The sequence below is a fragment of the Pseudochryseolinea flava genome (genome assembly GCF_003286915.1).
Classification (GTDB): Bacteria; Bacteroidota; Bacteroidia; order Cytophagales; family Cyclobacteriaceae; genus Ohtaekwangia; species Ohtaekwangia flava.
This window is the reverse complement of record NZ_QMFY01000007.1, coordinates 160,959-180,212: the sequence shown is the minus strand read 5'-3', so window position 1 is coordinate 180,212 and position 19,254 is coordinate 160,959. Positions and strand designations below refer to the sequence as shown.

The following is a 19,254-nucleotide window of genomic DNA, read 5'->3' as shown; positions in this document are numbered from 1 at the left end:
TAACATTCCTTAAGAATCAACATGATTAACTGAAATAGCCGTGTATAAACCATTGGAAAATCTTGTCATGATAATGTCCTAATCGAAAGAGCCAGTATCGATGTCCTGATTCATCTTCTACATGATAGTAGTCGCGATGTTGCCCTTGTTGAAGCCACCATTCTTGTTCAATGCGTTCAGGACCATCGGCTTTAACGATCTTGTGTATCCTTCCCTTATAGATAAACAACATGGGGGGATAATCTGGTATTGGTGCTGTTACTTCAATGCGCTCAGGCCTTCGAAGAATTTGAAGCGGACGTTGCTTATCAGTCCGCCAAGACGTTGTAAGTTCCTCCTGCAGAGAGTTAGCCTTTTTGAAAGAACGTTCTGGCCAATAGTGTTCCGCAGGGACATAACGGTGAATAGCATACATGCCAACCCTACTGGCAATGCGATCGAGAAGTTCTGCAAGCCTGATGTCATCTAACCCACCTGTATCTTCCCACATCTTTTCTTGTTTCGAAAAATGATCTTCAACTTTTGATGCCTCTAAAACGAAAAGCTCAATTCCTAGCGCAGGCTCTATAGATGAAAGTTTAAGTTCAAATAATTTGAATAAATGTTTTACATGATGTGAAGGACGATTGGTAGAGATTTCAACGTGCTCGATTTTTCCATCTACGCGATAACTTTTAAATATTGCCGTACGAACTCCTTTCTGGTCTTGCTGTAATCTTAAACAAAGCATGGTTAATAATTCTTGCAAGGCAATCTCAATACCTGTAACGGTTATGATTGGCTCCAAACATGGAAGTCTTTCCTGATAAGAAACTACAGGAATAACAGGATCGAGAAATTCTACTTCGCTTCCCAATACTTTATCCAATTGTGTTAGTACTTGTTGCCCAAATCGACGACGCAGTGATGCGCGTGGTAGATTAATAAATTGTTGAATCTGATGAAAGCCGAGTTTATGAAGTCGCTCACAATTTTCTACGTCTAAACGCAATGCTTCTGGCGGTAAGGGAAGAATTGCTTCCAATTGTTTTCCCTTCGGTATGATCAGTGAATCATTGCCAAAACGTGCGACAGCCCAAGCAGCCCCAGGTGTATCTGCAAGTGCTACACGAATGTTATAGCCACGTTGTGTTAAACGTTTAACGATGTCACCTACATAGGCTTCATCGCCACCCCACAGATGGGAACATCCACTAGCATCAAACAAAAGTCCGTCGGGAAGGTCAACAGCAACAATGGGCGTAAAACGAATACACCATTCCGCTATACGCCGTAAAAGTTTTTGTGGAAGATCAGCTTGGTCGTCTATTATTTGGAGGTCTGGTATAATGGCACGGGCATCAGCCAGTACCATTCCTTTTCTGATGCCTTTGGATTCAGCAACGGCATTTGTGCTGGTTATCACCATTCTTCCATGAGATGGTGTACGCAATACCAATGGCAATGTTTTTAACACAGGTTGACGAAGTGAAAACCAATCTGTGTTTAAGTGAAGAAACCATATGGCAATATAAGTACTCAATTGCTCGTGTTAGAATAGATTGCTGTTTTAAAATTCGTGAGAGGTTCAAAGCGTTCATTAATTTTTAATGAAGAGTTGCCTTATGCTGTTTGCTGAATGCTTTCGGTATTCCGCTTCAATGTTTCTGCGCTTGGATTTATACTTTGTTCAAATTTTCCTTTGCGTAATTCCAGTTCCCACACGCCTGGTTTACCATTGCGTATACGAAGAAGTTCAACCTTCCATTTGGGAATACCTATACCTGGTAAATCATCGATAGTAGTACTGGGGAGTGCGGTTATTTTCCAGCGCGAAACACAAGCGGTTGTGTTGATTTTTTTTTCCTCCGGTAGAATAATAAATCCTGTAACTTGACTTTTTTCAACCGCTAGTTGTAAACGTCTTGATGCTGTAAAATCAATTTCGTTCACTTCACCAACAACAGCAGATAAGGCGCCACATTTTAAGGCTTCATCCATTGCCCACATAACTTCTTTTTGATTTTTTAAATCGATGAAAATGCAACGGTCAGGCTGAAGGCCATAATTTTTTAGCGCTGGTGGAAATAATGTACGTGTAGCACTAATCCATAATATGGTACCATGTTCGGCAATTACATTCGATAATAGTCCAGAAAGAAAACCATTCGTCGCAGCAGAATCTTCTATTTTTTCAAATCGAAATTCATGTACTGCCCCCAACGGAAATGTCGCATTGGGAAAAGCTTCTATGAGCGGGCCAAGACCAGCGTCAACTTGTATATGGCTTGATGGCTTAAAGCCTTGCAGCCGGAGAATATCCGATTGTAATGCCGCAAAAATATCAGCTTTCGATGTGCGAGACATAACCCGTTGTGATTGTTATACAAAACTATAAAAACCAATATAATTAGTGTAAAAACTAAATAAATTAGTTTTTTTTGATTTTCTATTTTGTGCTTATGTCTCTTACAATCAAAGATTTAGTGTTTTCTTAAGGGTTGGTCATAACATTGCTTATGTTAGTTTTTGCGAGAATCGGTATGATACAGATTGACCATCATCGCTTTCAGCTTTAAGCTTCTTATCCGCTCGCCAAAATACCTTAGTCTGCTCGTTAAGTGTACTAATTTTGTGAGCATAAAGAATCGTATATGAAAATATCATTTGCTTTCATTTTAACTTTTTTGTCGTTGCACGTAATGGCACAAAGTGAAGATGCACAACGCCGTCGTAATTTTAATTTGACTGACAACGGTGTGGCTGCTCGAGAATTTGATGTAGTAAGTTATTTCAAAGGCAAACCAGCGAAAGGAATTGACAAATTTGAAGTAACACACAAAGGCATCGACTATTATTTTGTGAGTGCTGAAAACATGGAAGAATTTAAAAAATCTCCACAGAAGTATGAGCCTGCCTACGGTGGATGGGATGCATTCTCAATGGCAACAGATGGAAAGCGTGTAAAAGTCGATCCTTCTACTTTTAAAATTGTTGATGGAAAGCTTTACCTCTTTCATAATTTCAACGGAAAGAACCACTTGCTTGGATGGAATAAAAATGAGGGCAAACTCAAAACATCAGGCGATAACTTTTGGTTAAAGACCATTCGCTAATTTTAGGTCTTGGGGATAAATTTAAGCATCTCATTGACTACACTGTGATCTTGTTCGGAACGGTAAACAAAGAACGTTCCGATCAAGATTAATCCTTCTCCACAAATAAAGATTGCCCAATTAAAAGACGTTGGAATGTACGATGAAGCAATTCGAACGAATGTTTCATTTTGCATGATGTTGGCATAATCAGAAAGCAGATTGTTATCAATCAAAATCGCGCTGTAATCTTTGATGAAAGTATATAGAATCAACGCGCACCCTAAAAGCAAAAAGCTCCATACTTGTTTAGAGATCACATATTGCGATGATCGCGTAATGAGCATGTAACTCAAGACGATCATACTAACAGAGCATATCACAGGCGCTAACACCGGACCAAGCCAAGTGATTGGAATCAAAAAGAGAATATCCCAATCCATAATCGTTGCCGGCCAATTGATGAATACTTTTAACCAGATGTAGTAAAAAATATCCCACACGGCGAAGCTAAGGAGGAAGTATGCAAATCTATCCTTGAAATTGCGTCCACATAAATATCCTATAGCACCAAGCATAATAACCGTAGCAGCTTCTCGCGCGATTTCAACCAACAGTATCTTTTCTTCGATCAAACGAAGCGCAACTGTAAATTCTCCCGGATAATATAATGCGCGTAAGTATACCACCACGGCACTTTCTAATGCTGCCATGGCAATGGAAAAGATAATAACACCTATAACTGTTTTTGTTGTAGTGTTCATGATAATGCTGTTTTAATTTTTTCGAGTTTGAGTATTTTCTGATAACAAATCCAAAGCAGTATGCCGCCGATAACACCAAAGGAGCAATCAATGAGTCGCCAAAACATGGGAATTCCTCTCACGCCTCCAGCAATAATCGCCAAAGGAAAAATCGCGACACATGCAATAAGTCCGAATTGAATGACCCAAATGTTTTTGATGGGATCACGTAATGGGCCTATAAAGACAACTGCGATAACCAAATGCGCAAATGCGAGCCAATCTGTTCCATAAGCCATAAATGGAAATCGTTTATTCATCTCGGTCACGCCTTTGTAAACAAAATTGATCCATTGACTAAGACTATTGTCAATCTTTAAATTGTCGAGGCATTGCTTTCCGAAAGCCAACAATGTTTCGATAGGAAAAGCTGTCACGCCGCTGAAGACCAATCCAACGATGAACAAAATGATGAGGTATCGAATTTGTTTTTCCAATGTCATATGGAACGCTGATTAAGAGTTATCAATGAGGAACTGAATAATTCTGTTATTGTGGCCTGCAGGGCTTGCTCTGTAGCACAGGTTACGTTGACAAGATTGAACGCATGTTCTCCTTTCATCATCCGGATCCTCCAATCGAATTGATCGATGGTGATGATCTCTCCATTGCTATACCACCAAGCAGTAAAAAGTTTCTCATCACCCTTGATGATTTGTCCAACGTAGATAGTATTGCCCGATATGTTTTTGATGTTAATTTTCTTGAATTCATATCCGCCACCCTGCCAGCAAAAAAGCGGTGAATGATCACCCGTAAAAAATTCTGGTATGGGTTTGAGGTATAGCAAGACGTTATTATTTGATAGCTTGGTAATATTCTTGTCGAGGTGCTTCATTTTGATGTCTCTGAAATGAGAATGAACGCCTATCCTGTCGTGGTGAATCGTAGCTTGAGAAATTGCATTGTCAATATCGTGGCGCTTTAAGTTGACAAAGATGCCGACGATGAATAAACTCGAGGCAACTGCATACAATACCATTCGCTGTTTTGTTGTTAATGGCATTTGCGGCTGAGAAGAAGTAAGAGGTTGGCCCAGCTTTGAAATGATCCATTTCGTAATAAAATAAAGTGGTAGCAAGATATAGAGCAGCAGACAAACAATGCCGACCAGTTCATGCAGCGGATGTTCCGGTAAGATTTTAAACACAACCAGTATTAGGATACGAAGAAAATTGGAAGCTACGTTGAGTATAAATGTTAATGTAAAAAGACTCGAAACAGCGGTGAATGAAATTGTCTTCTTAAATTTCCGCATGTGGAACGCGATCATAAAAACCGTCATCAACATTGAAATGGCCAGCATGTTCAATCCCATGCATGCTTGGTCAACACTAAATGTTGCGTCGCTCATCACGATGATGTTGCCGTCAGTGTGAACATCCCAGCCCGCGGTGGCTAAGAGGTTTCCCGCCCATTCACTAAGCAAAATCCTAATGGGAAACCCAAGCAATCCTATAACCTGATTAAAAAATGGCGACATGGCAAGAAGCAGGAAAAGAATTAGACGATGTGTTCTTCCAACGTAAAATTCGACGAGTGTGAGGATAGAAAATGCAAGCGTAAAAAAGTAGAACATTCGAACACCGTATACAATTGATAGAGCGCCGAACGCCATGGCCATCAAACAGTAACCGAAGTTGAAACGCGGCTGTGACACAATGATTAAACCATAGGGTAAGAGCAGCGCACCCATCCAGACATTCGTGGCGGAGAAGAATGAAAGTGGAAGTGCAGCGATCGCACCGGCGAGAATAACCAGGCTTACGATGAAATGATGTAAGCGGAGTGTCATGAGCATGCTTGATAGGCGAATGGCGTTGGCGCTCGAAATCATATCGGCTATTGTTTGAATTTGAAATAGAGTATGATGATTCCGCAGAGGATGATCATGATCCATTCGTGTGGTTCAGGAACAGCTCCTGTTGATTGCTTCGAGGCATTGCCCAAAGTGTTATTGACGTCTTTTATTCCGAAGCGATCGTAATCCGCTTGCGTTTCAAGGACGATTAAACTTGATAAAGGCGACACGACGTAAGCTTTCGCGGCTTCGGTGACGAGGTTGTCATTGGTATACTCCTTTTGGAAATGATGATAACCAGTTTGTCGCATGATGTCATTGTAGGAGAATAGTCTTGCGAGGTGGTCTGGTGCTGTGTTGATGTTAGGTGTTGGATCTGATACAGTTTTCGTAATGGCGACGTTTGCATCATGCAATACAACACGGTTCTCAGATTCGTTTGCAGTCGGAAATGTTTTCGATTTGATGAGTTTGTTTAGGTATTCGGTATCTCCGCTTGCGTAGTGCAATACCCTGAGTTCACGCAATGAGCGGATGTACGTCGATGTTCCACCGGTAAGGTTGAAAGTGAATATCCGCTTCTCATCACTGAAATAGGTATGCAATGCATCTGAAAATGGTGTGTCTTTCAAATCTGAAAGTTGTATTGAAAGCGGATTTCCTTTGGTTACGACGAGTGCATGATCGACATCTTTAATCTTGTGAAATGGGAAGATGGAGAAATTTCGCTTTGCGAGAATTGGAACGATTTGACTCCAATTTGCTTGTGTAATGTTGATGAATTCACCCTCAGTGTAAGCGATGGCATGAGCGTAGTCAAGAGTGTTTTGTATTGCGGAGAGTTCATCCGATGTCCAGGAGTTGTTAAGGTCTAAGTATAGCGACTTCACATCGAGGTGGGTAGTGGTTGGTTGGTGGTCAGCGATTTGATAGGTGAACCCGTCGAAAGAGAATTGGTTGTTTTTTGGAATAGTGGTCAGTGGAAGTTTAAGTGTAAACTTTTCGTCGTAAGATTGTTTTGCAGTGAAATAGCCTTTATTGTCGCGTTCAAAGGTGTTGGGCAATTGAATTCCAGCATTTCCTTTTGGAAAGCGAATGCGAATTGTTTGTTGTGCCTCATTTGGCGAAGGTCCGTCGAACATGATGTTGCTATAGATTAGCGCACCGTTTTGAACTTGGAGCGGTGTCGTAATTCCAATTTTTACTTTTCGTTCCTCTTCGGTAGTGCATGGGAACACGCGAACAACAACGGTATTACCTTCACGCCAATGGACGACGGACGGATCGCGTACTTCTTTTCCTACAATGGTGTTGTATGCCTCGGTTGCTTTTCCTTTTGAGGTTAAAATTCCTTTTTGCTCCTTACCTTCGATCCAAAGCGATAACGATGTAACGACAGAACCTTCGGGTAATTGAAAAGTGTATAAGGCTTCTTGTGTATTTCCCCACCAACGACCATGTTCGCTGGTATTTTTGATGTCGAAATAATTTTCTGTGTATGCAAAACGAAGATCCGGATAGATATCAATGTCGTTGATGATGTGAGCGGTTACAAGATTGTCTCCGCTCCATAGGCGTTCCTCGGATTTGTGACGACGCTCTGAGATCGTATGGAGTATTTTAATGCGATCTTCCTCAGTTAAGTTAACCTCGCCGAAAAGACTTCCGATAAACACTAAAGGATCGTGAATTCTTTTTTCATCCCAAGCCAAACGGTTAGGAATGAAATGCCATTGATTTGGATTATAAAGTGTATAGCGAAGTGTTCCTTTGAGAATAGTTCGGGTGATCCAATCATCTTCGATGTTTTCGGCGATGGTGATCCAATGAGGGAGTTCGGTGTTGTCGTCGAGGACGCTGTTGTATGAATAGTGCTCGATGCGTTGAATACGATTTCGCCATTCAAGTGCAAAGAAAATAGTGTAGATAGTGGTTAGCGATCCGCCGATAATAGCCCAGTATACAGAGCGGTCGTGATCATGATGAATCTTGTAGAGTAGTGCGATTAAACTGGTGACCATGAGCAACGGTACGAAGATGTGGAAGCCAACCGCGAGCAAAATTGTTCCGATGGCACCGAAAGCGTAGAACGGCGCGACATAAAAGATCATGTATGTATAGAGTACAATTGCGAAACCGAGAATTGCCTTACCGATGCCTTTGACGAATGATGGAAGTTGTGGGTAAAATCGAAAGGCAAGTGCAGTGGTGGAAGTGATGAGGATGGCGACGCAAAGCCAGTCGGATGAATCTTGGAAAACATCCATGACGCGGTTGAGGCTATATGCGCTCACTAAAAATAAGTTTAATAGGATGATGGTAAGGTGAATGTTTGTTCGATACCATGATTTTCGAATCCCAATTTTTTTGTGGTGTAGTAAGATAAATGTGAACGCTAATGCCAATGCATAATGCGCGACGAAAAGAGTGAGGCCATCGTCGCTTCTACGAAGGCCAAAGAGTTCGGTAATGAGATATACTGCGGCGGAGATTGCTAAGAGTCCATAGCCGAGGTAGTACGGAATTTGGTTTTCATTTTTTTTGTGAAGGGTTTCGTGCGGTGACGGGAGTTCTTTCGTTGGGGCTTCTTCGGTAAACATAATCGGTTAATTAAAAGTACTTTTAACTGCAAAGTTAATGAGCAAATTTTTTTGCACACTGGCTTTAAATGCTTTCATTGAAAGCGATAAGGAATGTGTGTAGAAATTTGATCTCATTGAAATTTGAGGAAGTTAACGGACTACCATGCGGTAAAGTTACAAAAACGAAAGTACTTTGAAAATAAAAGTTAATCCATTTTAATGCACCTCAACAATGAGATCGTTACCAACGGCGGCGATTCCTACGTAATTTACTTACCAAATAAGCATTGGTGATCCCTCCGATTACTGCGTGTTGAATTCCTAACGGGCCACGATTTGCGAAACAAATAATGGATAAAGCCGAACTTGTATTATCTTCGGCCTGTTTTGAGTCAGTTGACCACAACAATTACGTAGAACTTTAATATTTTCTTAAAACTAACCGTCTTAATTAGTAAAAATGCAAAGCGAGAATTACGAACTGGGGATGATCGGACTTGGTGTGATGGGAAGAAATCTTTTGTTGAACATGGCCGATCATGGATTTAAGGTAGCAGGATACGACAAGGATGCTGCAAAAGTGGAAGCCCTCGGAAAGGAAAAAGTGAAAGGTGAAGTAAAAGCATTTAGCGGCCTTTCAGAATTTATCAACAGCTTGCAGAAACCGCGTGCCGTGATGCTTCTTGTGCCTGCGGGGAAAATTGTTGACAGTGTTATCGAAGAGATCACTCCCCTACTCGATAAAGGTGATCTGATTATTGACGGCGGTAATTCATATTTCACGGATACAAATCGCCGCGCCGAGTCGTTGAAGTCAAAAGGACTGCACTTTTTTGGAATGGGTGTCTCCGGTGGAGAAGAAGGTGCTCGCAATGGCCCAAGCTTAATGCCTGGTGGTGATCAAGAAGCCTACAAAGTTGTTAAACCGATTTTTGAAGCAATCGCTGCAAAAGTTAAAGGTGAACCATGTGTAACATATATTGGGCCTGGAGCTTCAGGCAATTTTGTGAAGATGGTGCACAATGGTATCGAGTATGCGATCATGCAGTTGATCGCCGAGACGTATGAGTTCATGCGCAAAGGACTTGGTCTGAGCGGCGACCAGATGCATCAAATATTTAAGCAGTGGAATGAAGGACGTCAACAATCATTTCTTGTAGAAATTACACGTGACATCTTTGCTTATAAAGAACCAGGCTCGACAACATTGTTGCTTGATCTTATCAAAGATGAGGCCCGCTCGAAAGGAACTGGTAAGTGGACATCACAAGTAGCGATGGATCTTCAATTGCCGATAACAGCCATCGATACCGCTGTTTCTATGCGCGACCTTTCTAAATATAAATCAATTCGTGTAACAGCTTCATCGATCTACAAGGATAGCAAGCAGAAGGTTGACGGCGATCAGCAACCATTCATCAATGCGCTTGAAGAGTCGTTATATTTCTCGACGATCATTGCCTATGCGCAAGGTATGCACATGCTTTCACAGGCATCGAAAGAATTTAACTACGACCTCAAGCTTGATGAGATTGCGTTGATCTGGCGTGGTGGTTGCATTATCAGATCGACGTTTTTGGAAGATATCCATCAAGCATTTAAGAAGAACAGAGCGTTACCGCACATGCTGCTCGACAGTGGCATTGCGGACAAAGTTAACGGTGCTATCGCGGGCACACGGAAGATCGTCTCCACAGCGGTTGCTGCCGGTATCTCAATTCCTGCGCATGCAGCATCATTGAGCTACTTCGACGCAATCCGCAGCGAACATATGCCATCGAACATGATCCAAGCACAGCGCGATTATTTCGGAGCGCATACTTATGAGCGTGTTGATAAAGAAGGCGTGTTCCATACACCATGGACTGCCAAATAGCGTAGACCAAACCAAATAACTACCAAATACTAAATCGCGTTTAACGATGACCACAACGAAAGACCTAACCCAATCAGGTCCCACCATATTTTTTATTTTTGGAGGAACAGGTGATCTCACATCGAGAAAATTAATCCCTGCCCTTTACAATTTGTTTCTTGAAGGCTGGATGCCGGAGAACTTTCAGATCGTAGCAATGGGACGCACCCAGTTTACGGACGAAAAATTTCGTGGTGAGCTTTTAACGGATGTGAATAAATTTTCCAGAAGCGGCGAAGCGAAGCAGTGGGATTCCTTCTCTCAGCACATCCATTTCCATGTTTCAGACGTTCAGGATCCCAAAACCTACAAGGAGATGTACGAACGTGTTCAGTCATTTGCACAGGTTGCAGGAACTGAACCCAATGTAATATTCTATCTTGCGGTAGCACCTCGTTTCTTTGCAACGATTGCTGAGAATTTGGCGGCCTATAAGTTGACAGCGAATCCAACCAAATCCAGGATTGTGTTTGAAAAGCCATTCGGACATGACTTGGAGTCAGCGAAAGAACTTAACAAATTATTAAGCGGCATCTTCACAGAGAAACAGATTTACCGTATCGATCACTATCTCGGAAAAGAGACTGTTCAGAACATCCTCGCGTTCCGTTTTGCGAATTCTATACTCGAGCCAATCTGGAATCGAAACTATATTGAGCACGTACAAATTTCTGTTACCGAGCAACTCGGCGTTGGTGACCGCGGTGGTTATTATGACGACTCGGGAGCATTGCGCGACATGGTTCAGAATCACATTCTCCAATTGTTGTGTCTTGTGGCGATGGAAGCGCCGGTAAACTTCGGTGCAGATGACGTTCGCAACCGTAAAGTAGATGTGTTGAATTCGATGCGGAAATTTTCGCCTGAAGATGTTCAAAAGAATGCCGTGCGTGGACAATACAGCAAGGGCTGGATGCAAGGACAAGAAGTACCTGGTTATCGTGAAGAAAAAGGTGTGAAGAAAGAATCAAATACAGAAACCTTTGCGGCCATCAAGTTCTTCATCGATAATTGGAGATGGCATGGTGTTCCATTCTATTTGAGAACAGGAAAGAGAATGCACCAATCCTCTTCGGTAATTACCATTCAATTTAAAGATGTTCCTCACCAAATATTCCCGACTGGGTCGAGCGAAGGATGGCAACAGAACAAACTCATCATTAGTATTCAGCCAGAGATGAGTATTCGTTTGAAGATGCAAGCAAAGCGCCCAGGACTCGATATGATATTGAACCCAGTGGATATGATCTTTGATTACAAGGGAACGTACACCACCGAGACGCCGGAAGCTTATGAGACACTCCTACTCGACACGATGCTCGGAGATCAAACACATTTCATGCGCGGTGATCAAGTTGAAGCAGCCTGGGAATTGTTGATGCCAATCATCAATGCATGGGCAACGAAAAAATCAACAAGCTTCCCGAATTACTCAGCGGATTCATGGGGACCAGAATCTGCGGATGCGCTTCTCGCCAGAGATGGATTTCATTGGTTTACACTTCCTCAAACTAGCAAGCCGAAACACTAATGAGCATTCATATTTTCAAAGATGTCGACAGTCTCGTTGCTGCGTCTGCCGATTTGGTTGTTACACGTGCGCAAGAATCAATTGCAAAGCATGGAAGATTTTCATTGGTGCTTTCAGGTGGAAGTTCTCCCAAGCGCCTTCATGAATTGCTCACGAGCGACGATTATCGAAATAAGATTGAATGGTCCAAAGTGTTTTTCTTCTTTGGCGACGAACGCTATGTTCCAGCGGATCATCCGGATAGTAACTACTTAATGGCGAAACAGACGCTATTTGATCCACTGAAAATTCCGGCGAACCAAGTTTTCATCATGGACACAACGCTGTCACCAGAAGCTAGTGCGTCTGCGTATGAAACAGCAATCAAAGAATATTTCGGTACCGCGCCCGTAAAGTTTGACTTGATAATTCTTGGCTTGGGTGACGATGCACATACCGCGTCACTCTTCCCTGGTACTTCAGTTCTTCAAGAGCAGCAGGCGTTGGTAAAAAGCCTGTACATCGAGAAGGTAAAAATGAATCGTATCACATTAACAGCACCGCTGATTAATCAAGCACATCATATTGCTTTCTTATTGTTTGGCGCAGGTAAAGCTCCGGCAGTTGAGCAAGTGTTAAAAGGTGCGGTCAATATCACACAATACCCAGCACAGCTAATCAAACCGATTGCCGGGAAATTGGAATGGTATATGGATGAACCTGCAGCGAAGAATATTCAATAGTGCAAAGTAGTCTGAAAATAGAGTCATCGTTGTCTGAAACAGCGATGACTTTTTTTGTGTTTTATTCGGACGCGGGAATTTTGCGGAATAGTTAAACCGATTCACTTTTCCATTCAAAGGCAGTCGTTTTAGTATTTATATATTTTTGGTCATTCCAACGTTTGCGCCTTTGCAGGTGTCAAGTTTAAATAAACCGACCCCGATTATGAAATTTAGGAAAGTCCTTCTTGTCTTAGCAGTGCCGTTCCTGCTCGACGTAGCCAGTTCCTGTTCCATGGGATGCGACGTTGAAACATATCAATATGTTCACAAAGATCTTCAAGTAGCCAACCTCGATAACAGCGGTGCCAAAGCCGTCGTCACCTCAGGTGAAGTGAAAAGGAGTGCTTACGGCATTCGATTATCCATTAGCCGCGATGCGATTGCCGCCATACTGCACGAACCAGGCTTGTCTTTTTCTACGAAACTTTATGCGAGTGATTGCATTGAGAATGAATACATTGCAAAAGATTCGATTACGTCAATCAAAGTCGTTTCGTTGGTAAATTTTGATGAAGAGCATGGAGCAGGTAGCGATGTGTCGGACTATTTCAAAGTCGGATTAACAGGTGCGTTTACAGCACTCGACGATTATGTGAACATGTATGGACACCAAACGCTCAATTTAAATGGGCCGATTCAAGCCCATGAAATCAATCTTTTACTGATGACGCAGCCTGAACCAGGTACGTATCAGTTTAAACTAGAAGTCACGATAAGCGATGGTCGTAATTTTGAAGGAACTACGAACGAAATCGAACTTGTCGAATGAAGACGATTACTTTCATACTCATGCTCCTGTCGTGCACTTCGATAATGTTTGCCCAAGATCATAATTATCAATCGAAGATCACTATTAATCCAGCGGTGGGTGCAATAATTCCTATTAAGAAACTGTTTAAGGGTGATGCTTCAGATGCGCTAATTGGTTACAAAGATTTGAACTTCTACTGGCAAGCGCTATCCGGCTCACTGTATTTTAATCGACGTTTCGGTATTCAATTCGATGCTCAAATTGCGTTCGTTGACAAAGTCAATATCAACGCGCCGAAATTCCAAGAACAGGTACGAGAACAATTTGGAGTTGATCGTTTTTTTGTCGCAGGTTCGGGGGGCGAGGTCTGGTATGCTAATATGAAAAGCGTCGCAAGAGTTATGCTCGGTGGAGTTTATAGATATGAAACAACTCGATGGTTTTTAAATCCAAGACTTTCCGTAGGTGTCTCGACTTTCGACATCCAGAACGCATCGGTTGTACTGAAAGAAAAGGACTCCCATGAATTTTATACGGTGTCATACAAACGAAGCAATGTAGCCACGAATTCCTTCACCGTCCTCGCGGGGATCTCGACTGGTTATAAGTTACGGCCGCGTTTGTATCTAAATGTCGACTTGTCTGGAAGTTATTTCCGTCCTAACTTAACAATAAACGAAGATGTACGACAAGCGAGTAATGGTGAGATGAGTTCACGTACGGTAGATTATAAAAGAAGTATCGTCAGTATCAATGCAGCTGCAGGCGTGATTATTGTGCTGCAGAAATTTAAGGAATTTAGGAGTGAATAATTTATTATTTGTTTCCAACATTCAGCACACCTGCTCCGTCTATTCTTTAAAAACCGGTTATGAAGTTTAAAAAGATCCTCTTACTCCTCCTTCTTCCCTACATGTTTGAAGTTCTCATCGCTTGTTCTACTGGAGACTGTGATGGCGATTTCGGAAACACATATCAATACACACATAAGTTGCTTGAGGTTAAAAACCTCGACTACAGTGGAACGCAGCCAAGTGTTGTGCTGGAAGGTGACGTTAGTAAACATGCTTATGGAATCCGATTGGCGATACAGCGTGAGATGGTTGCCCGCATTACGGGACCAGTCAAATTTTCGGTATTTTCTCCCTTGTACGCAACAGATTGCCCACCTAACGAGTATGTTGGTATTGAGTCCATCGCATCAATTAAGGTATTTACGGTAAACGACTTTGATGACACACATTCTGCAGGCAGCGATGTGTCGAATTATTTTCGTGTTGGCAACGGCGCTAACGCAATGACACTTACAAAGTTTTTAGATCAGTTTGGCAACAAAACAATTTACCTCGTCGATCAACTTAATGAAGATGTGGATTTATACTTGGCGACTGCGCCCGAGTCAAATACTAGCAACCAATTCAAAGTTCAGGTGACTTTTAGCGATGGGCGTGTAGTTGAAAAAACAGTGGACGAAATAGACCTAGTTGATTAGTCACATACTGAGCCAATGCAGAATGTTTAAAAGTAGCTGCAGGTTCTGTGAAGCATCTTTTGAATTCATCCCCATCTTGTTCTTTCCTTGAAGCTGCGCCGTAAACATCGCAGCTTCACCAAACACAATCACTTTCCCTTGTCCGTATTCAAGATACGCGCCCTGATGCAGGTCTTTGCCAGAGGTCACGATCGTGCGCTTGTTAAACTCCCAGGCGGTTTCGGGACTCTTAATTTTGTAATTTTCATTCAGCGAAAGTATCGGTACGGCGCCGTTTGGAATTTCAAATGCTGAACCCGTAAATGTTTTGACTGATTCAAGCGCTTCTGATGACTCACGCCCGGCAGTGATGATGTTTCGATGTAATCCCGCTCCTACTTTGAAAATGTCGTTCCCGACTGCAAAACCATTTACAAATTTGAATCCGAATGACGCCGCTAATTTTTCAGCGGCACCTGGGAAAGGCATGTGATCAGCAATCAAGAAAAGTGATCCGCCCTCTTTTACCCAACGATTGATTGTAGTAATCTCCTCGTCTGTAAACGCGGATGGCGTGGGCAATGTCCAACGAGTAGTATTCGATTCATGCAGCGCATTAGCGATTACGAGTATCCCACCTTTTGCAAACGACTCCGAACTAAACGGCTTTGTGTTTTTATCGACAACATACCCATCGGCCTCAAGCACATACGTGAAAGGTTTATACCTTCCGTCACGCGTGTGGAAATTGTTGTGTGCTTCATCAATATAAACTGATGGACCATTTCCCTTGCTGTACATTGGTTTACTCAGCACTGGCTTAAACAGCGTATCTGCAACTTGCTGGGCCAAAGTCACTGTTGAAAGTATAGTGGCGATCGTGGTGAGAAGTATTTTCATGATAAAAGATAATCACATCGATGTAAAAATTAAAGTCACACCACCACGATAATGTGGTTTTGTGTTTTACGTACGCCATGCTCCGTTTAGCGTAGGCTTTCCTCCTGGTGGGTACCGTAAAAGGTCGGTATAAAATAAGAATCCGAAAATGAAAACTTCACTTATTGTCCTGGCAACATCGGCTTTACTGCTATCGTCATTTACAACATCGCGGAACCGTGATACAAAATTTGCCGCTGAGAAAACTGCGTTGCAAGTGATTGATGCTTTTAAACATGAATCAGCGGCAGCGTATGTGGCACTTTTTCCTAACCTGGTTGATTTTCATACGATCATGGGCTTGAACAGCACTTGGTACGGAAGCAATCTGGATGCAGCAAAGAAAGATTTCGCTGACCATTTTGATGAACTTGATCGCGCTACGTTCGAATCATTTCAAGATGTGATCATGAATGGAAAAGTCGCAGGTATCGATTGGAAGTCGATTAAATTTGTACAAGCATCGCTCGATGCCGAGCCAACGAAGTCGATTGACGCAGCGAAGCTTACGATTGTATTCACCGCGGGAGAGCGTTCCTATAGCCTGTGCATTGATCGAGCAATGTGGATTCGCGGCGAATTTAAAGTAAGTCAATTCATTGAGTTGAAGTAGCAAGAACTAGCTCTTATATACTGCCGAATCTGGTGCATGAAAGATCACTTGATTCGGCAGTTTTTTAAAGGTTACAGATTGGCTTAATCAGGAATAAATACATGAATTATCGGTAAATTCATGTTATGAAACGACCTATTGGATATGCGTTTTTGTTACTGATTGCGGTGTCATGTGGTGTGGTGGAAGATTTAAAGCAATCACCAGAGCTCGAACCATTGGAACACGGCTTTAAGTCATCAGCTGCAATTGCATATTGTGCGTCAATTGCGAATGCGGCGTTTAAAGGCTACGAACTTCCATCATACATAAGTTTTGATGCCGATACCCGAGAAGGCTACGCTGGTGCGGGGGTTATTTATGTGTCGGCTAACGCTTCACATCCAATGCCCTTCAACAATGCTGTAGGTGATATTGCTATCGCGGCGCTTTGGAACGGAAATCAAGGTGGTGTAATGTCTATTATTTTTGGTGATATCGATATCCTGTCCGCGCAGTATAAGTTGTATGGGATTCATACGGTGCCATTTTTCTACGATGAAGAAAATGATAGAATTATCACCCTTTTTGCAGAGCAAGATATCGTGATAGGCGAAGGCTCTGATACGCTACTAAGTATCAATTTATCAAAAGGAAAATTTGATCTTGAACTTGAGCGACTGGAAGAAGAACAGTCGGATGATGTGTTCGTCGCTGTCACTCAAAACGTTTGGCATATCAGTGTGGATCAGCGTGACTCGCCGATAAATTTTTATGATGATGATGTTACTGTAAATGGCGGTGGACAAATTGCAACGGTTAACAGTAAAAGTGGCGGCGTGCTTTATCATGCCATGATCAAAACGAAATTCAACTACAACGAGTGTCAATCGAACCCTATCAGTGGAAGTGCTTTTGTTCAGAATTTTAAAGCTGGCTCCGTCCTTGATCTTGGCACTATCCTACTTGATTTCCATAGCGCTTGCAACGGTAAGGCGGAGATTACACTAGCCACGGGAAAATACTTGCGCGCGAATGGTGACGATGTGATGTTGAACTGGCAGTAAGCCGTTGCTACATCACTGGTTTATCTGTTATGATCTTCTCAATATGATCTGATAAACGTAGTGTCAGTGAAATTAAGGTAAGCGTGGGATTGACGGCGGCGGCTGTCGTAAAGCACGATGAACCAGCAACAAAAGCATTTTCTAATCCATGTATTTTGCAATTGACATCAACAGCACCTTGCTTAGGATCGTCATGCATCCGTGTAGTTCCCATATGATGCCAACCTCCACCAACAATTGAAGGCCAATGATTATCATCTGTATCCCGCAGCCATTCCATCACGCGCACACGACCAATGTTTGATAAGCCAACTTGTTGTCCGAAGAGATGATACATCGTACGAATGCTCCTTTTTTCTATTGGTTGTAGCGCCCAATGCAGTGATGCTCGTGGCATTCCCAGTGCATCCCGTTCATGTGCTAAAGTGATGCGCGAATTGGGATTCGGAGATTGCTCGATTCTGGTGAATAGATTAAAGCGTTTATAGAAGCCTGCCTTTGGCGTTCTCTTTTTCTTTGGTTGCTTTTCATATTCATCCCAACGTTTCACTTGCTCTACGGCATCATCGGAAAACGTATCGATGTAAGCCTCTGGATCCTTACCAGTATAGGGACTTAACGATATTGTCCCATTTAACAATTGATGCGCTTGTTGAACGCGCTCTCTAAAAGCCACCTCTGCGCGCATGCGTGTCACGAAGGGATCCCACATATAGAGTGGCAGTGACATCGCTTCTTTGAGTAGTAATTCGCCGGAATTAACCTCAAGGTGTTCCATGAAATTCCTTCCAACTTGATCGTGGTCGTTTCCTATACCGTTCGCGGCGCGTTCATTACTTGCTAACAGTAGTCGTGCATTTTGTATCGCGCAGCAAGCTAGAACATAATAACGTGCGCGTACCACGTGCGATTTACCTGCTAAATTTTTTACAACAACTTCTTTAATGGATCGATCGTCATCGTGCAGCGTTAATTCTGTCGCGTTTGTGTAGGTGTAAAGGTGAATGTTAGGTGCGTTAACAATAGTGTCTCTGTACCGCGTAGAAAAACGCGTTGGAGGGCTAAACTGCCATACTTTGTTCCAAAGCACAGTGTCATCAAAAGGAAGAGGTTTCTTCGTTTGATCTTGCGCTTGCCAGTAGGGTAAATCGTATCGGTAAGGTCCGAGCTCAAGAATGGTGTGTGCTCTTTCGTAATATGGATCGAGCGTAGACCTATCAATTGGCCAACCGCTATGAGGAACCCAACTTCTTGTTTTAAAGTCTACAGGGTCGAAATCGGAACAGAACCCCGCCCAGTGTCCCGTCGTGCCGCCGAAATAGTGGAGCCGCGAGGATTGTAGCGGATAGTATCGTTGGCCTGTTGAGCTTCCCTTAAACAGATCTTGCATCTCGTTTTCGGGCTCAAATCCACCGCCCTCAAGAAGTATGACACGAAAAGGTTTACCGATCCATTGCATGGCAAAGCTGATTCCCGCGGCGCCGGCACCAATAATGCACACATCGCCTTCTATTGTGGTGTTGTCTTCTAATTTTCGAGCATCACTATGCATGGTCGTCAAGATATGATCGAAAATAATGCACACTGTCTGGCTTCTGTGCGTGATAAAATCCAGCCATCAACAATAACGATCTCATTCTTTTCAAAATCATTTTGAATTCGTTGTTCAAGATAGTGGGTAATCTTTGTACCATCACTTTCGTGCAGTAAATGCATGTTGTTCTGCGTCAATGCATCGATGAGACTCTCTTCCGACTGCTCATTGTTGTACTGTGCGCGATAAGCCTTACCAATATTCATTAAACTATCTTCATCGGCGCAAGAACTCATGACGACAGGAAAATAGAATGCGTTGGGGCCCTTTGGCCTTTGGCTGCATCCGTTGAAACTAAGCGCAAGCGTGGTAAGAATTGATGATCGTATGAACTCGCGACGACGCATATTTCCTGATTTATCCTTGAATA

18 protein-coding genes are annotated in these 19,254 nt (G+C 42.6%); 9 read left to right on the top strand and 9 right to left on the bottom strand.

Going from position 1 to position 19,254, the window contains the following annotated elements; all coding sequences use genetic code 11:
* Positions 1 to 25 precede the first annotated feature (25 nt).
* Together DQQ10_RS14985 and DQQ10_RS14980 are read right to left on the bottom strand one after the other, a co-directional pair.
* Positions 26 to 1,522, bottom strand: a complete 1,497-nt coding sequence (locus DQQ10_RS14985; protein WP_112747700.1) for a Y-family DNA polymerase — start codon at positions 1,520 to 1,522, stop codon at positions 26 to 28.
* 80 nt (positions 1,523 to 1,602) lie between these two features.
* A complete protein-coding gene (locus DQQ10_RS14980) occupies positions 1,603 to 2,346 on the bottom strand; it encodes an ImuA family protein (protein ID WP_185147035.1) in 744 nt (247 codons plus the stop codon).
* Positions 2,347 to 2,633: 287 nt separating this feature from the next.
* Between DQQ10_RS14980 and DQQ10_RS14975 the strand changes: the two genes are divergently transcribed.
* Positions 2,634 to 3,095, top strand: a complete 462-nt coding sequence (locus DQQ10_RS14975) for a YHS domain-containing (seleno)protein (RefSeq protein WP_112747699.1) — start codon at positions 2,634 to 2,636, stop codon at positions 3,093 to 3,095.
* Positions 3,096 to 3,097: 2 nt separating this feature from the next.
* Here the strand turns inward: DQQ10_RS14975 and DQQ10_RS14970 are convergent, their stop codons facing one another.
* The 4 genes from DQQ10_RS14970 to DQQ10_RS14955 are packed head-to-tail and all read right to left on the bottom strand — an operon-like array spanning position 3,098 to position 8,278.
* Positions 3,098 to 3,838: a hypothetical protein gene (locus DQQ10_RS14970; protein WP_112747698.1), complete on the bottom strand. Its 741-nt coding sequence runs from the start codon at positions 3,836 to 3,838 to the stop codon at positions 3,098 to 3,100.
* Positions 3,835 to 4,320, bottom strand: a complete 486-nt coding sequence (locus tag DQQ10_RS14965; protein WP_112747697.1) for a hypothetical protein — start codon at positions 4,318 to 4,320, stop codon at positions 3,835 to 3,837. The genes DQQ10_RS14970 and DQQ10_RS14965 overlap by 4 nt, the downstream gene beginning before the upstream one ends.
* Positions 4,317 to 5,714, bottom strand: coding sequence for an exosortase N (xrtN, locus tag DQQ10_RS14960; protein WP_165823946.1), 1,398 nt, complete (start codon positions 5,712 to 5,714; stop codon positions 4,317 to 4,319). Before xrtN ends, DQQ10_RS14965 begins: the two co-directional genes overlap by 4 nt.
* A gap of 5 nt (positions 5,715 to 5,719) precedes the next feature.
* Positions 5,720 to 8,278: an XrtN system VIT domain-containing protein gene (locus tag DQQ10_RS14955; RefSeq protein WP_112747695.1), complete on the bottom strand. Its 2,559-nt coding sequence runs from the start codon at positions 8,276 to 8,278 to the stop codon at positions 5,720 to 5,722.
* Between the two features lie 442 nt (positions 8,279 to 8,720).
* Here DQQ10_RS14955 and gndA point away from each other — a divergent pair, with 442 nt between their 5' ends.
* The 6 genes from gndA to DQQ10_RS14925 all read left to right on the top strand — a co-directional run bounded on the left by gndA (position 8,721) and on the right by DQQ10_RS14925 (position 14,713).
* Positions 8,721 to 10,136: an NADP-dependent phosphogluconate dehydrogenase gene (gene gndA, locus DQQ10_RS14950; RefSeq protein WP_112747694.1), complete on the top strand. Its 1,416-nt coding sequence runs from the start codon at positions 8,721 to 8,723 to the stop codon at positions 10,134 to 10,136.
* Between the two features lie 46 nt (positions 10,137 to 10,182).
* On the top strand, positions 10,183 to 11,706 hold the full coding sequence (zwf, locus tag DQQ10_RS14945) for a glucose-6-phosphate dehydrogenase (RefSeq protein WP_112747693.1): 1,524 nt from the start codon (positions 10,183 to 10,185) through the stop codon (positions 11,704 to 11,706).
* Positions 11,706 to 12,428: a 6-phosphogluconolactonase gene (pgl, locus tag DQQ10_RS14940; protein ID WP_112747692.1), complete on the top strand. Its 723-nt coding sequence runs from the start codon at positions 11,706 to 11,708 to the stop codon at positions 12,426 to 12,428. Before zwf ends, pgl begins: the two co-directional genes overlap by 1 nt.
* Before the next feature lie 205 nt (positions 12,429 to 12,633).
* Complete coding sequence (locus DQQ10_RS14935; RefSeq protein WP_112747691.1) at positions 12,634 to 13,239, top strand: DUF5034 domain-containing protein; 606 nt, start codon at positions 12,634 to 12,636, stop codon at positions 13,237 to 13,239.
* Positions 13,236 to 14,033, top strand: coding sequence for a hypothetical protein (locus DQQ10_RS14930; protein ID WP_112747690.1), 798 nt, complete (start codon positions 13,236 to 13,238; stop codon positions 14,031 to 14,033). The genes DQQ10_RS14935 and DQQ10_RS14930 overlap by 4 nt, the downstream gene beginning before the upstream one ends.
* Before the next feature lie 59 nt (positions 14,034 to 14,092).
* On the top strand, positions 14,093 to 14,713 hold the full coding sequence (locus DQQ10_RS14925; RefSeq protein WP_112747689.1) for a DUF5034 domain-containing protein: 621 nt from the start codon (positions 14,093 to 14,095) through the stop codon (positions 14,711 to 14,713).
* On the opposite strand, the gene DQQ10_RS14920 is transcribed toward DQQ10_RS14925, so the two are convergent.
* A complete protein-coding gene (locus DQQ10_RS14920) occupies positions 14,714 to 15,592 on the bottom strand; it encodes a DUF4350 domain-containing protein (protein WP_112747688.1) in 879 nt (292 codons plus the stop codon).
* Between the two features lie 148 nt (positions 15,593 to 15,740).
* On the opposite strand from DQQ10_RS14920, the gene DQQ10_RS14915 reads away from it, so the two are divergent.
* The gene (locus DQQ10_RS14915) at positions 15,741 to 16,244 is read left to right on the top strand and encodes a hypothetical protein (protein ID WP_112747687.1); all 504 of its coding nucleotides are present in this window, start codon (positions 15,741 to 15,743) and stop codon (positions 16,242 to 16,244) included.
* 125 nt (positions 16,245 to 16,369) lie between these two features.
* The gene (locus DQQ10_RS14910; RefSeq protein WP_112747686.1) at positions 16,370 to 17,290 is read left to right on the top strand and encodes a hypothetical protein; all 921 of its coding nucleotides are present in this window, start codon (positions 16,370 to 16,372) and stop codon (positions 17,288 to 17,290) included.
* Between the two features lie 7 nt (positions 17,291 to 17,297).
* Here the strand turns inward: DQQ10_RS14910 and DQQ10_RS14905 are convergent, their stop codons facing one another.
* A complete protein-coding gene (locus DQQ10_RS14905) occupies positions 17,298 to 18,842 on the bottom strand; it encodes a GMC oxidoreductase (RefSeq protein WP_112747685.1) in 1,545 nt (514 codons plus the stop codon).
* A 5-nt stretch (positions 18,843 to 18,847) separates the two neighbouring features.
* The gene (locus DQQ10_RS14900; RefSeq protein WP_133259659.1) at positions 18,848 to 19,231 is read right to left on the bottom strand and encodes a hypothetical protein; all 384 of its coding nucleotides are present in this window, start codon (positions 19,229 to 19,231) and stop codon (positions 18,848 to 18,850) included.
* Positions 19,232 to 19,254 lie beyond the last annotated feature (23 nt).

Coding starts and splice junctions, on each gene's coding strand:
- DQQ10_RS14980 (WP_185147035.1), bottom strand. CDS start 2,346: ATGTCTCGCACATCGAAAGCTGATATTTTTGCGGCATTACAATCGGAT.
- DQQ10_RS14975 (WP_112747699.1), top strand. CDS start 2,634: ATGAAAATATCATTTGCTTTCATTTTAACTTTTTTGTCGTTGCACGTA.
- DQQ10_RS14970 (WP_112747698.1), bottom strand. CDS start 3,838: ATGAACACTACAACAAAAACAGTTATAGGTGTTATTATCTTTTCCATT.
- DQQ10_RS14965 (WP_112747697.1), bottom strand. CDS start 4,320: ATGACATTGGAAAAACAAATTCGATACCTCATCATTTTGTTCATCGTT.
- xrtN (WP_165823946.1), bottom strand. CDS start 5,714: ATGATTTCGAGCGCCAACGCCATTCGCCTATCAAGCATGCTCATGACA.
- DQQ10_RS14955 (WP_112747695.1), bottom strand. CDS start 8,278: ATGTTTACCGAAGAAGCCCCAACGAAAGAACTCCCGTCACCGCACGAA.
- gndA (WP_112747694.1), top strand. CDS start 8,721: ATGCAAAGCGAGAATTACGAACTGGGGATGATCGGACTTGGTGTGATG.
- zwf (WP_112747693.1), top strand. CDS start 10,183: ATGACCACAACGAAAGACCTAACCCAATCAGGTCCCACCATATTTTTT.
- pgl (WP_112747692.1), top strand. CDS start 11,706: ATGAGCATTCATATTTTCAAAGATGTCGACAGTCTCGTTGCTGCGTCT.
- DQQ10_RS14935 (WP_112747691.1), top strand. CDS start 12,634: ATGAAATTTAGGAAAGTCCTTCTTGTCTTAGCAGTGCCGTTCCTGCTC.
- DQQ10_RS14930 (WP_112747690.1), top strand. CDS start 13,236: ATGAAGACGATTACTTTCATACTCATGCTCCTGTCGTGCACTTCGATA.
- DQQ10_RS14925 (WP_112747689.1), top strand. CDS start 14,093: ATGAAGTTTAAAAAGATCCTCTTACTCCTCCTTCTTCCCTACATGTTT.
- DQQ10_RS14920 (WP_112747688.1), bottom strand. CDS start 15,592: ATGAAAATACTTCTCACCACGATCGCCACTATACTTTCAACAGTGACT.
- DQQ10_RS14915 (WP_112747687.1), top strand. CDS start 15,741: ATGAAAACTTCACTTATTGTCCTGGCAACATCGGCTTTACTGCTATCG.
- DQQ10_RS14910 (WP_112747686.1), top strand. CDS start 16,370: ATGAAACGACCTATTGGATATGCGTTTTTGTTACTGATTGCGGTGTCA.
- DQQ10_RS14905 (WP_112747685.1), bottom strand. CDS start 18,842: ATGCATAGTGATGCTCGAAAATTAGAAGACAACACCACAATAGAAGGC.
- DQQ10_RS14900 (WP_133259659.1), bottom strand. CDS start 19,231: ATGCGTCGTCGCGAGTTCATACGATCATCAATTCTTACCACGCTTGCG.